The sequence below is a fragment of the Pseudomonas sp. Colony2 genome, assembly GCF_019382755.1.
Classification (GTDB): domain Bacteria; phylum Pseudomonadota; class Gammaproteobacteria; order Pseudomonadales; family Pseudomonadaceae; genus Aquipseudomonas.
The window spans coordinates 4,494,838-4,515,018 of record NZ_CP080030.1 but is presented as its reverse complement, the minus strand read 5'-3'; the positions used below and the strand labels follow the sequence as shown (position 1 = coordinate 4,515,018).

15 protein-coding genes are annotated in these 20,181 nt (G+C 62.3%); 8 read left to right on the top strand and 7 right to left on the bottom strand.

Annotation, left to right across the window (positions count from 1 at the left end; genetic code table 11):
* Positions 1-19: 19 nt before the first annotated feature.
* On the bottom strand, positions 20-955 hold the full coding sequence (locus JV201_RS17975) for an ABC transporter permease (protein WP_008430156.1): 936 nt from the start codon (positions 953-955) through the stop codon (positions 20-22).
* A gap of 109 nt (positions 956-1,064) precedes the next feature.
* Positions 1,065-2,225 (bottom strand): PotD/PotF family extracellular solute-binding protein, encoded by a 1,161-nt coding sequence (locus JV201_RS17970; RefSeq protein ID WP_008430158.1) that lies wholly within the window; start codon positions 2,223-2,225, stop codon positions 1,065-1,067.
* Positions 2,226-2,986: 761 nt separating this feature from the next.
* Here JV201_RS17970 and JV201_RS17965 point away from each other — a divergent pair.
* Positions 2,987-4,078 carry a thiamine pyrophosphate-dependent enzyme gene (locus JV201_RS17965; protein WP_219405833.1) on the top strand — a complete coding sequence of 364 codons (1,092 nt, stop codon included), beginning with the start codon at positions 2,987-2,989 and terminating at the stop codon, positions 4,076-4,078.
* Here JV201_RS17965 and JV201_RS17960 read toward each other — a convergent pair.
* Positions 4,069-4,935 carry a helix-turn-helix transcriptional regulator gene (locus JV201_RS17960; protein WP_032899479.1) on the bottom strand — a complete coding sequence of 289 codons (867 nt, stop codon included), beginning with the start codon at positions 4,933-4,935 and terminating at the stop codon, positions 4,069-4,071. The genes JV201_RS17965 and JV201_RS17960 overlap by 10 nt on opposite strands.
* A gap of 439 nt (positions 4,936-5,374) precedes the next feature.
* Here JV201_RS17960 and JV201_RS17955 point away from each other — a divergent pair, with 439 nt between their 5' ends.
* From JV201_RS17955 to JV201_RS17935, 5 genes are all read left to right on the top strand, one after another.
* On the top strand, positions 5,375-6,541 hold the full coding sequence (locus JV201_RS17955) for a Gfo/Idh/MocA family protein (protein WP_177040046.1): 1,167 nt from the start codon (positions 5,375-5,377) through the stop codon (positions 6,539-6,541).
* Between the two features lie 64 nt (positions 6,542-6,605).
* On the top strand, positions 6,606-7,637 hold the full coding sequence (locus JV201_RS17950; protein ID WP_102369424.1) for a glycoside hydrolase family 3 N-terminal domain-containing protein: 1,032 nt from the start codon (positions 6,606-6,608) through the stop codon (positions 7,635-7,637).
* On the top strand, positions 7,624-8,664 hold the full coding sequence (locus JV201_RS17945; RefSeq protein WP_219405831.1) for a glycoside hydrolase family 3 N-terminal domain-containing protein: 1,041 nt from the start codon (positions 7,624-7,626) through the stop codon (positions 8,662-8,664). Before JV201_RS17950 ends, JV201_RS17945 begins: the two co-directional genes overlap by 14 nt.
* Complete coding sequence (locus JV201_RS17940) at positions 8,648-9,529, top strand: sugar phosphate isomerase/epimerase (RefSeq protein ID WP_219405829.1); 882 nt, start codon at positions 8,648-8,650, stop codon at positions 9,527-9,529. The genes JV201_RS17945 and JV201_RS17940 overlap by 17 nt, the downstream gene beginning before the upstream one ends.
* A gap of 49 nt (positions 9,530-9,578) precedes the next feature.
* Positions 9,579-11,165 carry a GMC family oxidoreductase gene (locus tag JV201_RS17935; protein WP_134326920.1) on the top strand — a complete coding sequence of 529 codons (1,587 nt, stop codon included), beginning with the start codon at positions 9,579-9,581 and terminating at the stop codon, positions 11,163-11,165.
* Between the two features lie 312 nt (positions 11,166-11,477).
* Here JV201_RS17935 and JV201_RS17930 read toward each other — a convergent pair whose 3' ends face one another.
* From JV201_RS17930 to xylA, 4 genes are all read right to left on the bottom strand, one after another.
* Positions 11,478-12,614 (bottom strand): sugar ABC transporter permease, encoded by a 1,137-nt coding sequence (locus JV201_RS17930; protein WP_003219656.1) that lies wholly within the window; start codon positions 12,612-12,614, stop codon positions 11,478-11,480.
* On the bottom strand, positions 12,615-14,174 hold the full coding sequence (gene xylG, locus JV201_RS17925; protein ID WP_219405828.1) for a D-xylose ABC transporter ATP-binding protein: 1,560 nt from the start codon (positions 14,172-14,174) through the stop codon (positions 12,615-12,617).
* 68 nt (positions 14,175-14,242) lie between these two features.
* Entirely contained in the window at positions 14,243-15,244 is a 1,002-nt protein-coding gene (gene xylF, locus JV201_RS17920) for a D-xylose ABC transporter substrate-binding protein (RefSeq protein WP_003219660.1), read from the bottom strand.
* Positions 15,245-15,301: 57 nt separating this feature from the next.
* The gene (gene xylA / locus JV201_RS17915; RefSeq protein WP_003219661.1) at positions 15,302-16,618 is read right to left on the bottom strand and encodes a xylose isomerase; all 1,317 of its coding nucleotides are present in this window, start codon (positions 16,616-16,618) and stop codon (positions 15,302-15,304) included.
* 153 nt (positions 16,619-16,771) lie between these two features.
* Here xylA and JV201_RS17910 point away from each other — a divergent pair, with 153 nt between their 5' ends.
* Positions 16,772-17,983 carry a DNA-binding transcriptional regulator gene (locus JV201_RS17910; RefSeq protein WP_003219663.1) on the top strand — a complete coding sequence of 404 codons (1,212 nt, stop codon included), beginning with the start codon at positions 16,772-16,774 and terminating at the stop codon, positions 17,981-17,983.
* A 54-nt stretch (positions 17,984-18,037) separates the two neighbouring features.
* Positions 18,038-20,181: phosphocholine-specific phospholipase C (locus tag JV201_RS17905; protein ID WP_219405827.1), on the top strand; the 2,144-nt coding region annotated here is incomplete at its 3' end.

The following is a 20,181-nucleotide window of genomic DNA, read 5'->3' as shown; positions in this document are numbered from 1 at the left end:
CCTTTTTTATGAGCGGCAGTCAGTCGTGGTAACGCTTGCCGGGTGCCAGGTTGGCTGCGCGCAACACCCCCAGCAGCAACGCGTACACCAGCATGAACACGATCAACAGCAGATAAGCCATCGCCGCACCGAGTGGCCAGTTACCTACCGAGCGGAACTGGTTGGCGATCACCAGCCCGGTGGTCATCGCATCCCGGCCGCCCAGCAGTTGCGGGGTGACGTAGTCGCTGGCGGCCAGCACGAAGGTGAACATGAAGGAGCTGACGATGCTCTTGTGGGCCATCGGCATGATCACCCGCCACAGAATGGTGACACCGCCGGCGCCCAGGTCGGCAGCGGCCTCCAGGTAGTCCTTCTTGATGTCCCGCAGGCCCGACACCAGCAGCAACAGGGTGAAGGGCAGCATGATGTGCACCAGGGTCAGCACCACGGCGAACTTGCTGAACACCAGCCACTCCAGCGGCTGGTCGATCAGGCCGAAGTGCAGCAGGGTGGAGTTGATCACGCCGTTGGTGCCCAGGATCGAGCGCCATGCGTAGACCCGTACCAGGTAACTGGAAAACCACGACACCAACGCCAGGTACAACACGGCGTTGGAGCGTGTGCGGTACACGATGTAATAGGCCACCGGCGCACTGATCACGGTGGAGAGCAGGGCGGTCCAGAAGCCGTTTTGCAGGGCGATCCACAGCGAGTCATAAAACCCGCTGGCGCTCAGGGCCTTGGCATAGTTGGCCAGGGTGGCGGCGGGCTCCATGCTGAAGGTCTTGGCGGTCCAGAAACTGGCAATCAGCAACAGTGCCGACGGAACCAGAAAGAACACCACCAGAAACAGCAACGGCGGCGACGCCAGCCAATACCCGCTGAGGGTTCTCTTATCCATCTTCACGTGTTTACCGACCCTTGAATCGCCGTCGTCCAGGGGCATGGACTCGGTGTTGTTGACTACGGTCATGATGAGGTTGCCTTTGCGTTTTTATTCGAGAGTCAGGGCGCGTTGACCCGTGGGGCGCGTGTTGATGAACACCCACCCCACGGTTGCCAGCGCCGGCGTGCCAAGCGCTCTAGAACGAGCCTTTGAAGTTCGCCCACTGATCGATCCATTCCGCATAGGTCACATACTTTTCGGAGCTCAGGGGCGGTTGGCCATAGAGTTTGGATTTCTCGAAGAAGCTGTCGAGGTTCGCGTAGTCAAAGGTGTTTCTCAGGTCCTCGGGCAGCAGCGGCACGGCCTTGGGGTTGACCACGCCGGAGAACATCGTGGTTGCCATCTTGGCCTGGGTATCGGGCTCCAGGGTCTTGTTGATGAACTCCAGGGCCAGGGGAATATCCTTGGCGGTTTTCGGGATGAACAACGCATCGCACCACAGCGCTGCGCCTTCGCTGGGCACCGACAGGGCAGTGGTCACGCCACGCTTGATGGTTTCGCTCGGGGTGTTGGCGGAGGCCGAGAACACCGCGTCCACTTCACCCGATACCAGCAGCGATACCGCGTCACCCGACGAAGCCGCGAACACGCGGCATTGATCACGGTACGGCTTGAGTTTTTCAAAGGCGTCGTTGAACTCGGCGCGGGTCAGGTTGGGGTACTTGTCGCCGTAGCCGGCGATGGTCGCGATCAGCGACCAGTTCGAGGTGCCGTCATCGACAAAGGTCAACTTGCCCTTGAGCTTGGGGTCCAGCAGGTCGGTGTATTGGGTGGGCTTTTTGACGTTCTTGGGGTTGTAGATGATGGTGTTCATCCCCCACAGCAACGGGATGCCCCATTGCTTGCCGTCCCAGTACCAACGGCTGCCCTTGTAGAACAGCGCGAGGGTATTGTCGGCGGAATAGTTGGGGATCTTCGTGGTGTCGATGGCCTTGAGCAGGCCCATTTCCTGATAGATCTTTTCGTAGCCCAGGGCGTACATGGTCAGGTCGAGCTGCACCGGATCGGAGCCGGCCAGCCGGGCGGTGATGTCGTCCTGGTTGCTGGCATAACTGGAGCGCACGGTAACGTTGCGTTGCTTGCGCCAGTCGGCGAGTTCGGCGTCGCCGGTTTCGCCTTCCCAGCCGAGGATTTCCAGGTGCCCGGTGGTGGCGGCAAATGCGCTGGGCACGAACGAGCCGAGGTACAAGCCTGCGGCAGAGGCGGCAGCGCCCAGCAGGAACGAGCGTCGTTTCAAGCTGAGGGAATTGAAGTCAATGCCGGTCAAACCATAACCCGTCTCTATTTCTTTTTTCATTTCGAGTTCCTGCCTGGGTGGTGGGTGCAAATGTTGAGCGACTTGCAAGGCGTGGGCCTGGTGTCGATGCCAGGTGCGTCCTTTTGTATGCAGTCAGTTGGATCGGCAGTGTTATGGCCAGCATTGATTCCATGCTGCTGGGGAGGGTGGTAAGGCCTCCACTGTTCCGATTGACTCTTCCTTGGCGGGGCGACGCACGCTTATTCCGGGCTGCAGGGTGTTGCGGGCCTGAAGCGGTGCGCCCAGCGCTTGATAGGCTCGGCTTGTTGTTTTCATGGGTTGAGTATTGAGCGGGGAGGCGGGGGGCTCAATTTCGCAGGGGGGTTAAAAGCGACGCACTCTGACGCATTGGAGTGACCTAAGCGGCGCACGTGGGGGGGCCAGGGGTTTCTGGGGGGGATCCGTAGCAAGAGCACGGCGGCCTGAAAGCCGACCTGCAGGTTAGAAACCAGAGCAGAAGCAGAGCGGCTTTTCTGTAGGAGCTGGCTTGCCTGCGATGCAGACAACTCGGTACATCAGACACACCTGGGCGATGCCATCGCTGGCAAGTCAGCTCCCACATTTGACCGTGCCCGCTTTAGCTTTTGATTTGGCTTCTAACACTCAAGCCGGCCTGCAGGCCGCTGTGCTGTAGTGAGCCCCAATATCTGCGTCAATCTGCGTCTCTTTTACCCAAGGTGCGAAATTGAGCCCACCCCGCACCAGGCGAATACTCCAAGCCTGATCCCGGCCCAGACGCCGCGCATTCGCTGGAGTATCGAGTGAAATTCACAGGTGGCCAAATCATCGCCAAGGCACTCAAGGCCAACAGTGTCGACTACGTAGCCGGGCCCCCGGGCGACGGCGCCCGGGCGCTGGTGGAAGCGCTGCTGACCCCAGGCACCGACATCCCCTTTATCCACGTCATCCAGGCCCACAGCGCCGTGCACCTCGCCGACGGCTACTACCGTGCGTGCGGTCGCCCCATGGCCGTCGTACTCACGGGCCCCCTGGGCATCCCCTCAGCCCTGGGAGCCCTCGCCACCGCGCACCAGGACGCCTGCGCGCTGCTGGTCATCAGTAACGCCCAGCCCGAAACGATAGCCGCCAACGTCATGAAAGATCACGCGACGGTTTCGACACTACAACAGCTACCCCAAGCCCTGCGCCAAGCCTTCGACACCATGCTGAGCGCCCATCCCGGCCCTGTCAGCCTGTCCATTGACGACGCCCTCCAAGGCGCCTCCACCAACGCCAGCCTGCCACCCGCTACCCTGCGTGCAGAACCCCAACCCACCCCGCGTAAAATCAGCGTACTGTGCGAAGGCCGCGCCTCATCCTCCGTGCTGGAAAACGACGCCATCCTCGTCTTCGGTAGCGGCCCCACCCAGCCCATGGCCCGCAAGATGTTCCCGGTGCATTACCCTGGCAGGCACTTGTGCGCCGGCAACCCCGCCACCCTCGGCTGGGCCATCCCGGCAGCGATCGGCGCCAAGCTCGCCATGCCCGCCCGCCAGGTGGTCTGTGCCGTGGGCAGCCGGGATTTCCTGCAGTCGATGCAAGAGATGGCCGTGTGCGTGATGCACAGCATTCCGGTGGTATTCCTGGTCTTCAACAGCAGCGGTGACGAAGCCCTGGGCGACGTACAGACGTCGCCCATCGAGCAGCACCGGGCCGGTGAATTCAACCTGCCGGATGGCAAACCCTATGCCCCGGACTTCGCCGGCATCGCCCGAAACTTCGGCCTTGAAGCCTGGCGCGTCGAACACGCGTCACAACTCAACGCGACCCTCGTCAAAGCCCTCAACAGCAAGGGCCCGTCGCTGGTTGAAATGATGACGGCACGCCAGCCCCTGCAGGTCCCTCAGTCCTGACCGCCCCAGACGATGGTGGCGTTGTCGCCGGTCATGTATTCACGTACGTCCAGCGGGATCGACTGGTCGCTGGGCAACAGCACCGTTGCATTGCGCAAGTGGTGCTTGCGGATCTTGCCCTTGTCCACCAGTCCCAGCGCCATGCGCGTGGAGAAGGGCTGGCGGAACGAGGACGACGCCACACCCGTCACCAACCCATAGAGAAAACGGATCGGCCGACGATGCTGCGGCGTCAGGATCGAGAACGTCATTTCGTTACGTTGCTTGCCTTCGAAATCCACCATGAACAGGCGATCGCCCAGCAGCAGGCAGAACCCGTGGTAGGTGAATGAATAACCGATCTTGCCGCTGCCATCGCGCAGCGGAAAGCGCTCGACGGTGACGTACTGCACCATCGAGTCGGCGCGGTACAGGCAGGTGACCGAACGCAGGATCCGGCCCTTGTAGATCGATGAATTGTGGTAGCGGTAATACACCCCCAGATAGTCTTCGAGCACGTCAGCCGACTGCTTGGCCAGCGGCAGGAAATGATTGAACTGCTCCGAAGCCCGCAAGCCGGTCGGCAGTTCGTTTTCATAGCCTTCATAGAACTTCTTGAACTCGGCGGGCGGGCGGAAGAGGTCTTCGGCTTCCATCATGAAATAGCGGCCGATCTTTTGCAGAATCTTCTGCGACGGCACGTGCTGGCCCACCAGGTACTTGTTGAACTGCTGGCGGTTCACATCAACTTTGCGGCACATGTCGGCCACCGACCGGCAGGACTCCACCAGCGTGCTCAGGTTCTTTTGCACATTGGCCTGCAAGTCGCTGCGCGCCTGCTGTCGCTCGGGGTGGGAGGTGGCGGCGGCTAATGACAGGGGCGATGAGTCCGGGCGGCTGGGCATTATTATCTCGATGTACTTGGCTGGGTTAAGGCGCCAGTTATTAAAGTTATAGCGCAGTTATCGAATAACCTTGGGCATAACCGTAATAACCGTTTAAGCGTTTGAAACTTCCGATCATTCCCAAAGCATCTTTCATGCCGTTTGTTTAAGTTCAAACATGAAGTTTGAGCATAACTGAATGCGTCAGATTGTAAGCGCTTTTACTGAAGGTTCGGCGCCAGTGCGTTGTGGTTTTCACGGGTCAATCGTGACGGTGGCGGTCCGCCCAGTAACACATTCGATAGCGACGGGTAACACCCCGTGCTGCGCAGGAGTGCTTCAGTCCGCGTCAGGTATCGCCAAGGGTGCGAAATGGTGGAAACACCGGTCACCCCTGATACTCGGGCCAATGCTTTTTGCGGAGGATTGGGCGATGGCAAGGTTGACCGGCGACATTCCCGGAAAGAGGCGACTCAAGGTCGGCATGGTCGGCGGCGGGCAGGGCGCTTACTTCGCCAGTTACCACCGCGCCGCGATGCGCCTGTGTAATCGCTTCGATATCGTCGCCGGCGCATTCTCTGCCGACGCGGATAAATGCCGCGAGGCGGGCGCAGCGCTCACTATTGAACCCGAACGTATCTACTTGTCGTTCGAGGACATGGCGGCCGCCGAGTCTCGCCGCCCCGACCCGATCGAGGCGGTGGTTATCGTGACGCCCAACCACTTGCACTTCGAACCGTGCCGGTTGTTCCTGGAGGCGGGCATCCCGGTGATCTGCGACAAGCCCCTGGTCAACCACCCTGACGAAGCCCGTGAGTTGGCGAGCCTTGCCGAGCGCCATGGGACATTTTTTGCGCTGACCTACACCTACCAGGGCTACCCGATGGTCAGGGACGCCCGCAGTCGAATCCAGGCCGGCGAGCTGGGTGAGCTGCGCTTCCTGTACGTCGAATACCTGCTGGAGTGGCTGGCCCCCGGCGTGTCCGGCTTGAGCAATAGCCTGGCGTGGCGCGGTGACCCGCAAAAGGCCGGCCCCACCGGCGCGCTGGGAGACGTCGGCACCCACGCCTTCAACCTGTTGGAGTTTCTGTCCGGGCAGCGCTGCACCCAGCTCAACGCCAAGTTGACCAGCGTGGTGCCGGGTTGGGGCCTGGACGATACCTGCGTGGTGCAACTGGAATTCGACGGCGGCGTGGATGGATTGTTGTGGGCCAGTTTCGCCGCGCCCGGGCATCGCAACGGCTTGCGCTTCAAGGTCGTCGGCAGCCTGGCTTCGCTCGAATGGTGCCAGGAGTCACCGGAAACCCTGTTGTTCACGCCCACTGACGGTGCAGACCGCATCTATCGGCGAGGCCAGTCCGACAACAGGCCGCAGACGCTGACGTTCACCAGCTTGCCGGCGGGCAATACCGAAGGTTATCTGGAAGCGCTGGCCGTGCTGTACGCCGACTTCGCCGAGGCCCTGGACGCCGGGGCGCAATGGCGCACAGCGACCAGCGTCCCGTTGCCGGATATTCACGAAGGCGTGCGCGGGGTGTTGTTGTCCCAGGCCAGCCTCGAATCCCACCAGCAGCGGGCCTGGGTGCCTTTCCCGCGGTAATTGATTTCATGCGTGGCACCGCTGCGCATCCAACGACTCACCCAAACGCTGTTGAGGAAAAACAATGTCAAGCGAACTGCATCGCGCCGCGTATTCGGTACTGCTTCCCGCATTCGGGGATTTGCACCTGGACGACAATGTGCGCCGTTACCTGAGCCGTGGTGGTGTATCCCTGTTGCTCGGGGAAACCCGGGATGAATACGTGGGCCGAGGCATGAGCCCGGCGCGCAAGGCGGGCGAGTCCAAAGCCGATTTCATCAGTATCGTCAAGGAAGCCACGGCGCTGGCGGGCTCTGCGGTGCTGATCGCGGTAGACCAGGAACTCGGCGGAATCGAACGCCTGCACCAACTGGTCCCGGCGGTCGCCACCCGGGCGCAGCTCCAGGACCTCGGCGCCGAGGACCTCGAGCAACGTTGCTTCGAGATGGCCGCCGCGGCCCGCGGGCTGGGTGTGAATCTGTTCCTGGCGCCCATCGTGGACGTGGTCACCGGCGTCAATCCATGGCTGCACAACCGGCACCTGGGCGCGGATCCAGTGGAAGTCAGCCGAGTGTCCTGCGCGTTTATCCGCGGGGTGCAGCGCGCGGGTGTGATCGCCACTGCCAAGCACTTTCCCGGGCACTACGTCACCGAGCACGATCCGGCCATTGCCGAAGCCACCGTGCCGGGGCCGCTGGAATTGCTGCATGACAATCTTGAAGTGTTCAAGCAGGTCATCGCCACCGGCGTAAAAGCCGTCATGCCTGGCCCGGCGGTATTTCCTGCGATTGATGCGCAGCAGTCGGCGTCCACCTCGTCGAAGGTCATCGGCGTACTGCGTGACACCCTGGGCTTCGAAGGCCTGATCATTTCCGATGACCTGGACGCGGTGTCGATCCTGCGCGGCAACACCATCCCCGACACCGCCGTAGCCTCCCTGGTGGCCGGTGCGCACCTGTTGCTGGTGTCCAGCGAGTCAGGCCTGGACAGCATCGCCGAGGCGATTGTCGCCGCCGTCCACGAAGGCACCCTGGACCGCCAGGTTCTGTTGGACGCCGCTGCCAAGGTTCGTCAACTGGCAATCGCCACCCAGGAAACCAGCCATGAGCGCGAATGACCGCAAGGCCTACGGCGTACTGTTCCCGGTATTGCTGGACGTGCAGATGACGGATGACGTGCGTCGGTTCCTCGGCAATGGCGGGCGCAGCCTGTTGTTTGGCGAGACGGGAGAGGAATACGTCAGCGGAAAAATGAGCGCCAGGCGCCTGCAAACCGAAACCCTGGACATCTGGCAGCGTTTTACCGGCACGGCCACCGAACTGGGTGGGCCGCTGCTGCTGGCAGCCGATGCCGACATCTCCGCCGTGCACCGCTTGCAAGGGGTGACCCCGGCGCTGCCGGAGCCCGATGTGGCCCGGGCGATGGATTGTGCGGCGCTGGAACAGGCGTGCTTCAAGGTCGCCACCGCCGCGCGGGCGACCGGGGTCAACCTGCTGCTGTCGCCGACGGCGGATGTGGTCGGCGGCCGTAATGTGTGGCTGGCGGGGCGCACGCTGTCGGGCGATGTCCACCAGACGGCGGCGATGGTCGGGGCGTATGTGCGCGGCGTGCGGCGGGCCGGGATGGCCAGCACCCTGAAGCACTTCCCCGGGCACCCGGTGCTGTTTCAGCAGCCGTCGACTGAAACGGCGGTGGTCAGCGAGTCCATGCAGCAACTGCGGGCCTTCTGGCCCGGGTTTCAGGCCGGGATCGACGCTGGCGCCGATGCGGTGATGATGGGCCCGGCGATATTCGCCGCATGCACACCGCCCACCGCAGCCTCGGTGTCGCCTGAATTGATCGGCGTGTTGCGCCAGGAGTTGGGCTTCAAGGGGCTGGTCATGACCATCGACCTCGATCACCGCTCAACCATCGGCCAGATGTCCCTCGGCGAGGTCGCAGTGGCCGCGCTGAATGCCGGGGCCGAGTTATTACTGATTTCCGCAAAGGCTATGCCCCACGTGCCGCAGATCGTTCGGGCGATTGTCGCCGCCGTCGCCGAGGGCCTCTTGCCCCAAGCACGGCTGGACGCCGCGGCGTTGGCCGTTGGTGCCTTGGCTGATCGCTGTTCAACCGTAGGAGCGCCATATGGCAACCCAAAATAACGTCCTCGCCCTGCATTCCACCGTTGCGAAACACTCGACCCTGGCGATGGATATCGACATCGCCCGGACGCTGGGTTTTGACGCGCTGGAGATCAACAGCGGCAAGCTGGAGGCGTATCTGCAGGCCGGCTATACCGAGTCAGAGCTTCAAGCACTGCTCAACGACGTGCCTGTCACCGGCATCGGCTACCTGCGGGACATCGAACGCCAGGGCGCCGAGCGCGATGACCTGTTCAAGGAAGCCCGGCGGCTATTTGAGCTGGCCAATCTGGTGGGCGCCAAAGGCGTGCAGGTCCTCACCGGTCCGATCAATGTACAGGCGGTGATTGATTTTCAGGCGACCGGCAAGAGCCTGCATTACTCAGGCTTGCTGGGCCTGGATCAAGCCGAACAGTACGCCCGCACGGCAAGCAACCTGGCGGAGTTGGCCGATGTGGCCAGGCAATACGGTCTGCTGCTCTACCTCGAAGCCTTGTCCTGGACGCCACTCAACACCCTGGATCACCAACTGCAGCTGATCGAACGCACCGGGCGCAGCAACGTGAAGATGGTGATCGACTATTGGCATTGCTTTACCAGCGGCGTGACCCCTGCGGACGTCGCCCGGCTCGACAAGGACGTGATCTACGGCGTGCATGTCTGCGACTCACTGGCCTTCGAAGGCGGTATTCCGAATGAGGAAGTGCTGCGCGATGTGCCCACCGGCAGCGGCGTGCTCGACCTGGTCGAGTGGACCGCCGCGGTAAAGGCCACCGGTTACGCCGGGTGGTGGAGTTGTGAGTTGTTCTGCAAAAAACAGCAGCAGCAAAACAGCTACGCCGTCGCCCAACAATTGAAGACGCTGTTAACCGGCCTGGTCGGTTGATAACGCGCGTTTCGACACTGGCTGAATACTAAAAAGATCTGAGGTTGTCATGGTGGATTTCATCGTAATCGGGGGCGGCTCCACGGGCTGCACAGTCGCATCGCGCCTGAGTGAGGATGCGGGAGCGTCGGTGGTGCTGTTCGAGGAAGGCCCGCGGGATCGCAGCCCTTACATCCATATTCCCGGCGCCTACTACAAGACCGCCCAGGGTCCGCTGCTCAAGCGTTATGCGTGGGAGCCGACCGAGGACCAGCACCGCAGCGAAACGCCGACCATGGTCCAGGCCAGCGTGCTCGGGGGCGGCAGCTCGGTGAATGCGATGATTTATATCCGTGGCGTACCCGCCGACTACGACGGTTGGGCCGAACAGGGCGCCGCCGGGTGGTCGTATAAAGACGTGTTGCCGTACTTCAAAAAGGCCGAGGACAACGAGCGGTTCTGCAACGAGGTGCACGGTGTCGGCGGGCCGTTGGGGGTGTCGGACCCGATCAATATCCACCCCTTGACCAAAGTCTGGCTGCGGGCCTGCCAGCAGTTTGGATTGCCCTATAACGAAGACTTCAACTCGGGCCAGCCCGAGGGCTGCGGGCTGTACCAGATCACCGCCAAAAACGGCTTTCGCAGCAGTGCCGCCGTGGCCTACCTGGCGCCGGCCAAGTCGCGCAAGAACCTGACGGTGAAGACCGGCTGCCGGGTGCTGCGTATCCTGATGCAGGGCAACAAGGCCGTCGGCATCGAATACCTGGAGAAGGGCGTGCGCCAGGTGATGCACGCCGACAAGGAAATCATTCTGTCCTGCGGCGCCATCAACTCACCCCGGTTGCTGATGTTGTCGGGGATCGGGCCCGCTGAGCAGCTGGAAAAACACGGGATCAAAGTGGTTCAGGATTTGCCCGGTGTGGGGCAGAACCTGCAGGACCATATCGAAATCTCACTGGTGTATGAGCTGACTGGCCCCCACAGCTACGACAAGTACAAAAAACCGTGGTGGAAGCTTATGGCGGGGTTGCAGTACGCGTTGTTCCGGCAAGGCCCGGCGGCGTCCAACCTGATTGAAGGCGGGGCGTTCTGGTGGGGCGACAAGACGGCGGTGCACCCGGATATCCAGTATTTCATGGTGGTGGGCGCGGGCATCGAAGAGGGTGTGGATTCGGTGCCCGGCGGCAATGGCTGCACGTTGAACCTGGGGCAGATACGGCCAAGGTCCAGGGGCTATGTGGAGCTTTACTCCGCCGACCCGATGTCCCCGCCGCGCATCGTGCCCAACTACTTTTCCGATCCGTACGACATTGAAAGCCTGGTGGACGGTTGCCTGGTGGGCGAACAGATCATGGCCCAGGCGGCCTTCAAACCCTACGTGGCTCGTCGGCATGTGCCGGAACCCACCGTGCGCTCGCGCGAAGCGATGAAGCAGTTCTGTCACGAGGAAGCCCACGCCGCACTGCATCCATCCGGCACCTGTCGCATGGGTGTGGATGAGCGGGCGGTGGTGGGGCCGGACCTCAAGGTGCATGGCATCGAAGGGCTGCGGGTGGCCGATGCGTCGATCATGCCGACCCTGATTTCAGGCAACCCCAACTCGGTGTGCATCATGATCGGCGAAAAAGCTGCCGACATGATCCGGACCGCCCGATAGGGTTGCCCGGGCGGTAACACCGGCCTCTTTTTGGGGCAGGCTCAGGCGCCGATCAACCACAGCGCGAAACAGCTGCCGAGGGCCAGCAGCCCAAGGGCGATGCCAAGCTTTGCCTGCAGTTCAAGGGGCATTGCCCTTGGGTCCTGATGTTTGTCCATGGAATCAACGGACTGTACGCGGCCGTTGATCATCTGAGCGGTTGCAAAGAACAAACTGTGCATGGCATGTGCCTCGTGGGTCGTTTCTGCTCAAGTCGAGGCCGATATCGGCCGCCTGCTGGTCAAGAGCAAGCTCCATGCCATTGCCCCAACCTCAACGACGCCCCGTCCGTGTACTCACATCCACCCACACCGCCAGCACCAGGATGCTGCCCTTGACGATCATCTGCCAGTAGCTGTCCACGTCGAGCATCGACATGCCGTTGTCCAGGCTGCTGATCACCAGTGCGCCGAGCAGGGCGCCGTACACCGTGCCCGAACCGCCGCGCATCGATGTACCGCCGATAAAGCACGCCGCGATAGCATCCAGTTCGCCCATGTTGCCCGCCGAAGGTGAACCCGCCGCCAGGCGCGCGGTGTTGACCAGCCCGGCGAGGGCGCACATCACGCCCATGATCCCGAAGATCCACAGCTTGACCGCCTGCACGTTGATCCCCGAGAGGCGCGTGGCTTCCATGTTGCTGCCCACCGAGTAGATGCGCCGGCCAAAGACGGTCTGGCTGGTGACGTAGCTGAAGACCCCCAGCAGCACCAGAAGCAGCAGCACCGGCACGGGAATGCCGTCGTAGCTGTTGAGGGTGTAGACGAAGCCGGCCAGCACGAAACCGATCAACACCACGCGCACGCTGTCGCGCAGCATCGACGGCAGCGCCAAGCCGTGCAGGGCGCGGTTGTGGCGTTGGCGCCAGGTCAGGAATATCGCCAGCCCGAACAGCAACACGCCGAGAATCACCCCGACCACTGTCGGCAGGTAACCCTGGCCGATGTACACCAGTTGTGGCGAAACCGGTGCAATCGTGGTGCCGCCGGTAATGCCCAGCAGCACCCCGCGAAACGCGAGCATGCCGCCCAGGCCGACGATGAAGGAGGGGATGCGCAGGTACGCGGTCATGTAGCCGTTGCCCAGGCCAATCAGCAAGCCACAGAGGGCGACGATGGCCAGGTTCAGCGGCAGGGGAATGTGATAAACCACATCCAGGATCGCCGCGACGCCGCCGAGCAAACCGAGCATCGAGCCCACCGACAGGTCGATCTCGCCGCTGATGATCACCAGCACCATGCCGCAGGCCAGGATGCCGGTAATGGACATCTGCCGCAGCAGGTTCGACAGGTTGCGCGGGGTCAGGAAACCGCCTTCGGTCTGCCAGCTGAAAAACACCCAGATCAGCACCACGGCGATCAACAGGGCGAGCATTTTGTAGCGGGTGAAGAGCTGTTTGACCTGGTTCATTTACGCGGACTTCCGATCATTATTATTGTCATGCCCGTTCGGTTGGCTGAGGGCGGCGGCGAGCACCTGTTCCTGGGTCAGGCCCTGGTTGATGAAGTCGCCGCGCAACTGGCCCTCGCCGATCACCAGCACCCGATCGGAGACCCCCAGCACCTCGGCCAGCTCCGAAGACACCATGATGATCGACACGCCTTCGGCCGCCAGCGCGCCCATCAATTTGTAGATCTCATATTTGGCGCCCACGTCCACACCACGGGTCGGTTCGTCGAGGATCAGCACCCGGGGTTTGGTCAGGAGCATCTTGGCCAGTACGGCCTTCTGCTGGTTGCCGCCGGACAGGCTGGTGATCGGCAGGAACGGGTTCGCCGTCTTCAGGTGGATGCGCTTGATTTCCTGCTCGACGCTGCCCAGTTCCGCCTCGGCATCGATGCGCGTCAGGTGCGAGAAGCTGTCCAGCACCGCCAGGGTGATGTTTTGCCCGACGCCCAGGTCCGGGACGATGCCCTGGCGCTTGCGGTCTTCCGGGACCATGCACAGCCCGGCGCGAATCGACTTCAGCGGCGTGCGTGTATCAATCGGTTTGCCATCCAGCCATACCTCGCCTTGGTAGCGCCCGGGGTAGCTGCCGAACAGCGCCGACACCAGTTCCGTGCGGCCGGCGCCCACCAGCCCGGCGATGCCGAGGATTTCGCCACGGCGCACGCTGAACGAGACATTGTCCACCCGCTTGCGGCCCGGGTTGTCGACGTCGTAGCAGGTGACGTTGCGCGCCTCGAACAGCACCTCGCCGACCGCATGGGGTTCGGTGGGGTAGAGGTTGCTCATCTCACGGCCGACCATCTGCGTGATGATGCGCGACACGTCCATCTCGGCCATGGCCGTGGTCGCGATGTGTTTGCCGTCGCGGATCACCGCGATGGTGTCGCAGATGGCCGAGACCTCATCGAGCTTGTGGGAGATGTACACGCAGGCGACGCCCTTGGCCTTGAGCCCACGGATGATGTCCAGCAGCACCTCGATTTCCGAGCGGGTCAGCGCCGAGGAGGGTTCGTCGAGGATCAGCAGGCGCGCCTGCTTGTTCAGGGCCTTGGCGATTTCCACCAGTTGCTGGTAGCCGCCGCCGTATTGCGAAACGGGCAGGGCGACGTTCATGTCCGGCACTTTCAGCTCGCGCATCAGGGCTTCGGCACGGTGCATCATGGCGGGGTAGTTCATGCGCCCGCCGGGCAGTGTCAGCTCGTGGCCCATGAAGATGTTTTCGGCCACCGAGAGGTCGGGTACCAGGGTCAGTTCCTGATGGATGATCACGATGCCGCAGGCTTCGGTTTCGGCGATGGAGTGGGCGCGCAACGGCTGGCCGTCCCAAAGGATTTCGCCGTCCCAGGTGCCATGGGGATACACTGCCGACAGCACTTTCATCAGGGTCGATTTGCCGGCGCCGTTCTCGCCGCACAACCCTACGCATTCCCCGGGTTTTACCTTGATGTCGATGCCATTCAGGGCTTTGACGCCACCGAAGGTCTTGACGATGTTGTTCATTTCCAGCAGGTAGTCGGACATGGCGGGCACTCATTCCACAGCGAAAAGGCAGGAGCGGCCTCAAACCGCCCCTGCAGTGAGCCGTACGCTTACTGCCCGGCGATTTGCGCTTTGGTGTAGAACCCGTCTTCTTCCAGCACGTTGACGTTGTCCTTGGTCAACGCGGTCGGCTTGAGCAGGATGCTCGACACCTGTTTGCTGCCGTTGTCGTACTGCGAGTTGTAGGCCGGTTTCTCGTCACGCACCAGTTGCACCGAGAGCTTGGCCGCCTCGGACGCCAGCAGCTTCAGGGGCTTGTAGACGGTCATGGTCTGGGTGCCGGCGATCACGCGCTTGATCGCGGCCAGGTCGGCATCCTGGCCCGAGACCGGCACCTTGCCCGCGAGTTTTTGTGCCGCCAGGGCCTGGATCGCGCCGCCGGCGGTGGCGTCGTTGGAGGCGACGATGCCGTCGATCTTGTTGCTGTTGGCGGTCAGGGCGTTTTCGACAATACTCAGGGCTTCGGTGGGGTTCCACTCCTTGACCCATTGCTGGCCGACAATCTTGATGTCGCCCTTGTCGATCGAAGGCTGCAGCACCTTCATCTGGCCCTGGCGCAGGATCTTCGCGTTGTTGTCGGTAGGTGCGCCGCCGAGCAGGAAGTAATTGCCTTTAGGCTGCGCGTTCAACACGCCCTGGGCCTGCATCTCGCCGACCTTTTCGTTATCGAAGGAGATGTAGGCGTCGATATCGGCATTCAAAATCAGCCGGTCGTAGGACAGCACTTTCACCCCGGCTTTCTTGGCCTCGGCCACCACGTTGTTCAGCACCGTGGCATTGAACGGCACGATCACAATCACGTCGACGCCCCGGGAGATCAGGTTTTCGATCTGCGAGATCTGCCGTTGCTCGTTGGCGTCCGCCGACTGCACGTAGACCTTGGCCCCCAGTTGCTCGGCGGCGGCGGTGAAATAATCGCGGTCGCGGGCCCAGCGTTCAAGGCGCAGGTCGTCGATGGAAAAACCGATTTTCGGGTGGGCCGCGTCGGCCATGACCGAATTGGAAAGCAGTGCCAGAACGCTGGTGAGCAAGACGGTTTTCAGGTGTTTCATGATGGTGAGTCCCTTTTATTGTTGTTTAGACGCACTGCTGGACCTGGAGCGTAGCGGTCATGGGTAGATAAAGCGATTCACTACGCCTTCGAGCATCTCCTGGCGGCCACTCACGGCTTGTGGGTTCAGCTGGTGGCTGAAGGCATGCTCGGCCAGCGACGCCAGGCTGAAGTCGCCGCCAAGCACGGCGCGTCCGAAGGATTGGTCCCAGCCGGCATACCGCTGGGCCTTGAACTGTTCGAGGGCGTCGTTCTGCACCATGGCGGCGGCGCGTTCCAGTGACAGCGCCAGCACGTCCATTGCGGCCACGTGGCCATGGAACAGGTCCACTTCGTCGAGGCTTTGGCGGCGTACCTTGGAGTCGAAGTTGTAGCCACCTCCCTTGAAGCCACCGGCCTTGAGTACCTCGTAGGTGACCAGGGTCAGCTCCTCGACGCTGTTGGGGAACTGGTCGGTGTCCCAGCCGTTCTGCGGGTCGCCACGGTTGGCGTCGATGCTGCCGAAAATGCCCAGGGACGCGGCGGTGGCGATCTCATGGTGAAAACTGTGGCCGGCGAGGGTGGCGTGGTTGGCCTCGATGTTGACCTTGATCTCTTTCTCCAGGCCGAACTGATGCAGGAAGCCAAACACGGTGGCGCTGTCGTAGTCGTATTGGTGCTTGGTGGGCTCCTGTGGCTTGGGCTCGATAAACAGCTCGCCGGTGAAGCCGATCTTGTATTTGTGCTCGACCACCATGCGCATGAACCGCCCGAGTTGCTCGCGCTCGCGCTTGAGGTCGGTATTGAGCAGGGTCTCGTAGCCTTCGCGGCCGCCCCACAACACATAGCTGGAGCCCTTGAGACGGTGGGTGGCATTCATCGCGCTGAACACCTGGGCCGCCGCATAGGCAAACACTTCCGGGTTCGGGTTACTGGCGGCGCCGGCGGCAAAGCGCGGGTTGCTGAAGCAGTTGGCAGTGCCCCACAGCAGCCGGATACCGGTCTGTTCCTGATGGCCTTCGAGCTGGTCGACCATTCGCGCAAAGTTGTCGCGGTACTCCGCCAGGCTTGCGCCTTCTGGGGCCACGTCGGTGTCGTGGAAGCTGTAGTAGTCGATGCCCAGCTTGGAGAAAAACTCGAACGCCGCTTCGGCCTTGCCGCGTGCCACTTGCAGGGCTTCCCCCGGTTGCTGCCAGGGCCGCTGGAAGGTGCCGGAGCCGAACATGTCACTGCCGGGCCAGACAAAGTTGTGCCAGTAACACGCGGCCATCCGCAGGTGCTCGCGCATCGGTTTGCCGAGGATCAGCTTGTTTGCATCGTAGTGCCGGAAGGCCAGGGGAGAGTCGCTATCGGGGCCTTCATAGAGGATTTTTTCGACCGCGGGAAAGTAGGGCATCGCCAGATCCTTGTTGTTATGAGTGCACGTTAACCTTGCCTCGATACTAGCAACGGCCCCCGGCCAACCGATTATGAAAATCACCAGAGCAGGGTTCGATTTTGAGTGGTTTTGCGCGCATAGTGGCTCGACATATCGCATGGAGCCGCCCCTGTGAAAACTGTCCCGCCTGTGCACCGGATTGCCCTGCTGTTCAATGGCAACAAGATCTACGATCGCGGCATCATCACCGGGATCGGCAACTACCTGAGCAGTACGCGGGTGTCGTGGGATCTGTTCCTGGAAGAGGACTTCGTCTGCCGGCTCAAGGGTATCGAGCGCTGGCATGGCGACGGGATCATTGCCGACTTCGACGACCCGGCGATGGGCCCCGCGTTGGCGGGTGTGCATGTGCCGGTGGTGGCGGTGGGCGGGTCTTATGAGGATGAGCGGGCTTACCCACGGCATACTCCGTATGTGGCCACTGACAATTTTGCTTTGATCAAGCTGGCCTATGAACACCTGATCGAAGCCGGGCTGACGCGCTTTGCCTGTTTCAGCCTGCCTGAAGCCGATATCAACCGTTGGGCCCAGGAGCGCGAAAAAGCCTTCCGCCGCCTGCTGGAGCGCGATGGCTTGCCGGTGGAGGTGTATCGCGGGCTCGGCACCAGCGCGCCGCTGTGGGACTCGGCGGTGGAGCAACAAATTGCCTGGTTGCACAGCCTGCCCAAACCCATCGGCATCATCGCGGTCAGCGACGCCCGTGCCCGCCAGTTGCTGCAGGCCTGCCTCACCGCCGGCATCCCGGTGCCGGAGCAAGTGGCACTGATCGGCATCGACAACGACCCCTTGACCCGCACCCTGACCCGTGTGCCGCTGAGCTCGGTGATCCAGGGCACTGAAAAAATGGGCCGCACCGCTGCGCGCCTGCTGCACCAGATGCTGCACGGTATGCCTTCGGCAGGCAGCCAGATCCTGGTGCCGCCGGAAGCGGTCAATGTGCAGACCTCAAGCCTGCACCAACCCCTCGGCCATCCCTACGTGATGCAAGCGCTGCATTTCATTCGCCAGTACGCCTGCCAGGGCATCAAGACTGCCCAGGTCGCCAACTACGTCGGCGTGTCGCGGTCGTCCCTGGAAGCGCATTTTCGCAGTGAACTGAACCGCAGCGTCCACGATGAAATCCTGCGCTTCAAACTCGCGGCTGCGGTTTCCAGCCTGGAAAATACCAGGGCCGCGATTGCGGATATTGCCTATGACTGCGGGTTCAAATCCGCCCAGTACCTGCACACGGTGTTCAAGCGCGAGTTCGGGTGTACGCCGAGGGAGTACCAGGTGGGGCAGGTCGAGCGCGATTCGAGCGATGTCATTTCTTTGTCGCCTTGAGTCCCTATTTTGTCCTGAGCTTCGCTCCAGAACTTCAAGGGATTGAATCGTCTTATGCCGACTCTTACACGCAGAACGTTGTTGCAAGCAGCTGCCATCGGATCCGCCTACACCCTGTTGCCCGACTCCATTCGCCAGGCCCTGGCGATCCCCGCCAACAACCGCACCGGCACCCTGATGGACGTCGAACATGTGGTGATCCTGATGCAGGAAAACCGCTCCTTCGATCACTACTTCGGCACCTTGCCGGGTGTGCGCGGGTTCAGTGACCGCTTCACCATTCCACTGCCGGGCGGGCACCGGGTGTGGGAGCAGCAGGGCGTTGGGCGGCGGATCCTGCCCTATCACCTGGACGGCTCCCGTGGCAACGCGCAGCGGGTCAGCGGCACGCCGCATTCCTGGGTCGACGAGCACGCCGCCTGGAGCAGCGGCCGGATGAACGCCTGGCCAACGTTCAAGACACCCACCTCGATGGGTTACTACCGTGAGCAGGAAGTGCCGTTCCAGTTCGCCCTGGCCAACACCTTTACCCTGTGCGACGCCTACCACTGTTCGGTACACGCAGGTACCAATCCCAATCGGCTGTTCCACTGGACCGGCACCAACGGCCCGACCGGTGCAAATGTGGCGGCGGTGGTCAACGAATGGGACGGCCCCGGTGCGGTGGGCGTGGGCTACACCTGGAAAACCTATCCCGAGCGCCTGGAAGAAGCGGGTGTGAGCTGGAAGGTTTACCAGTACCTGCCGGATAACTTTGGCGACAACCCCTTGGCCGGGTTTCGCCAGTTTCGTGCGGCCAGCGTCGCGGCCGGCAACCCCGCCGTGCCACCGAAAGACTTCAAGGATTTTGTGCCCTACAGCGATCAACTGAACGCCCGCGTGCCGTTGTACAAAGGCAATGGCAACACCCTGCCGGCGGTCAGCGGCAGCGACCTGGAATCGATCATCCAGGGCTTTCGCAAGGACGTGAACGACGGGCGCCTGCCACAGGTGAGTTGGCTGGTGGCGCCGGCCGATTACTCCGATCACCCCGGGCCTTCCAGCCCGGTGCAAGGCGGCTGGTTCACCCAGGAAATCCTCAAGGCACTGACCGCCAACCCGGACGTGTGGAGCAAGACGGTGCTGCTGGTCAACTACGATGAAAACGACGGTTTCTTCGACCACGTGCCGTCGCCGTCAGCCCCGTCCAAGCGCCTGGATGGCAGCTTTGCCGGCAAGTCCACGGTGAAGTTCGACAGCGAGATCTTCACCCACCCGGCACCGCCCGGCTCTAGCCAGCAACCCGCGCCGGACGGCGGGGTGTACGGCCCCGGGCCGCGAGTGCCGATGCTGGTGCTGTCGCCGTGGAGCCGTGGTGGCTGGGTCAATTCCCAGGCGTTTGATCACACCTCCGTGCTGCAATTTCTGGAGAAGCGTTTCCACGTGCGCGAACCCAATATCAGCGCCTGGCGCCGGGCGGTGTGCGGCGACCTCACCTCGGCCTTCAACTTCGTCAACCCCAACACCGAGACCCTGCCGCCGCTGCACACTATCAGCCGCCAGGCCGCCGACTCCCTGCGTCAACGCCAGGAGCAACTGCCCCAGGTCGCCCTGCCGACGGTGGGCCAGCAACAGGCGCCGTTCCAGGCGCGAATGGCGCGGCCATCCCGGGCGCTGCCGTACCAGTTGAACGTTGAAGGCTCGGTTGACCGTCGCGCCAGTTCGGTGAGCCTGGACTTCTTCAACAATGGCGAACAGGGCGTGGTCTTCCACGTCTACGACCGCCTGCACCTGGACGAGGTACCGCGCCGCTACACGGTGGAAGCCGGCAAACACCTCAGTGACACCTGGCAAGTCGCGGGCGCCTACAAGCTCTGGCTGTTGGGGCCGAATGGGTTCCACCGTTCGTTCAAGGGGCACCTGCAGCGTCGCGAGCCGGAGTTATCCCTGGCGTATCACGGCGACACCTTGCTGCTGACCCTGGTCAACCCCGGCAAGCGTGCGGCCTCAATCACCATCGAGCGTTGCCCTTACACCAAGCAGGGGCCGTGGCTGCTGGAGATTGCGGGCGGCAGTACCGTGCAACGAACGTTCTCCTGCCAGCCGAATGGGGGCTGGTATGACTTCAAGCTACGTGACGAGCATGGCTGGGTGCGACGAGTGGCGGGGCGCATCGAGACGGGAGCGCACAGTATCAGTGATCCGTTGATGGGTAAGCG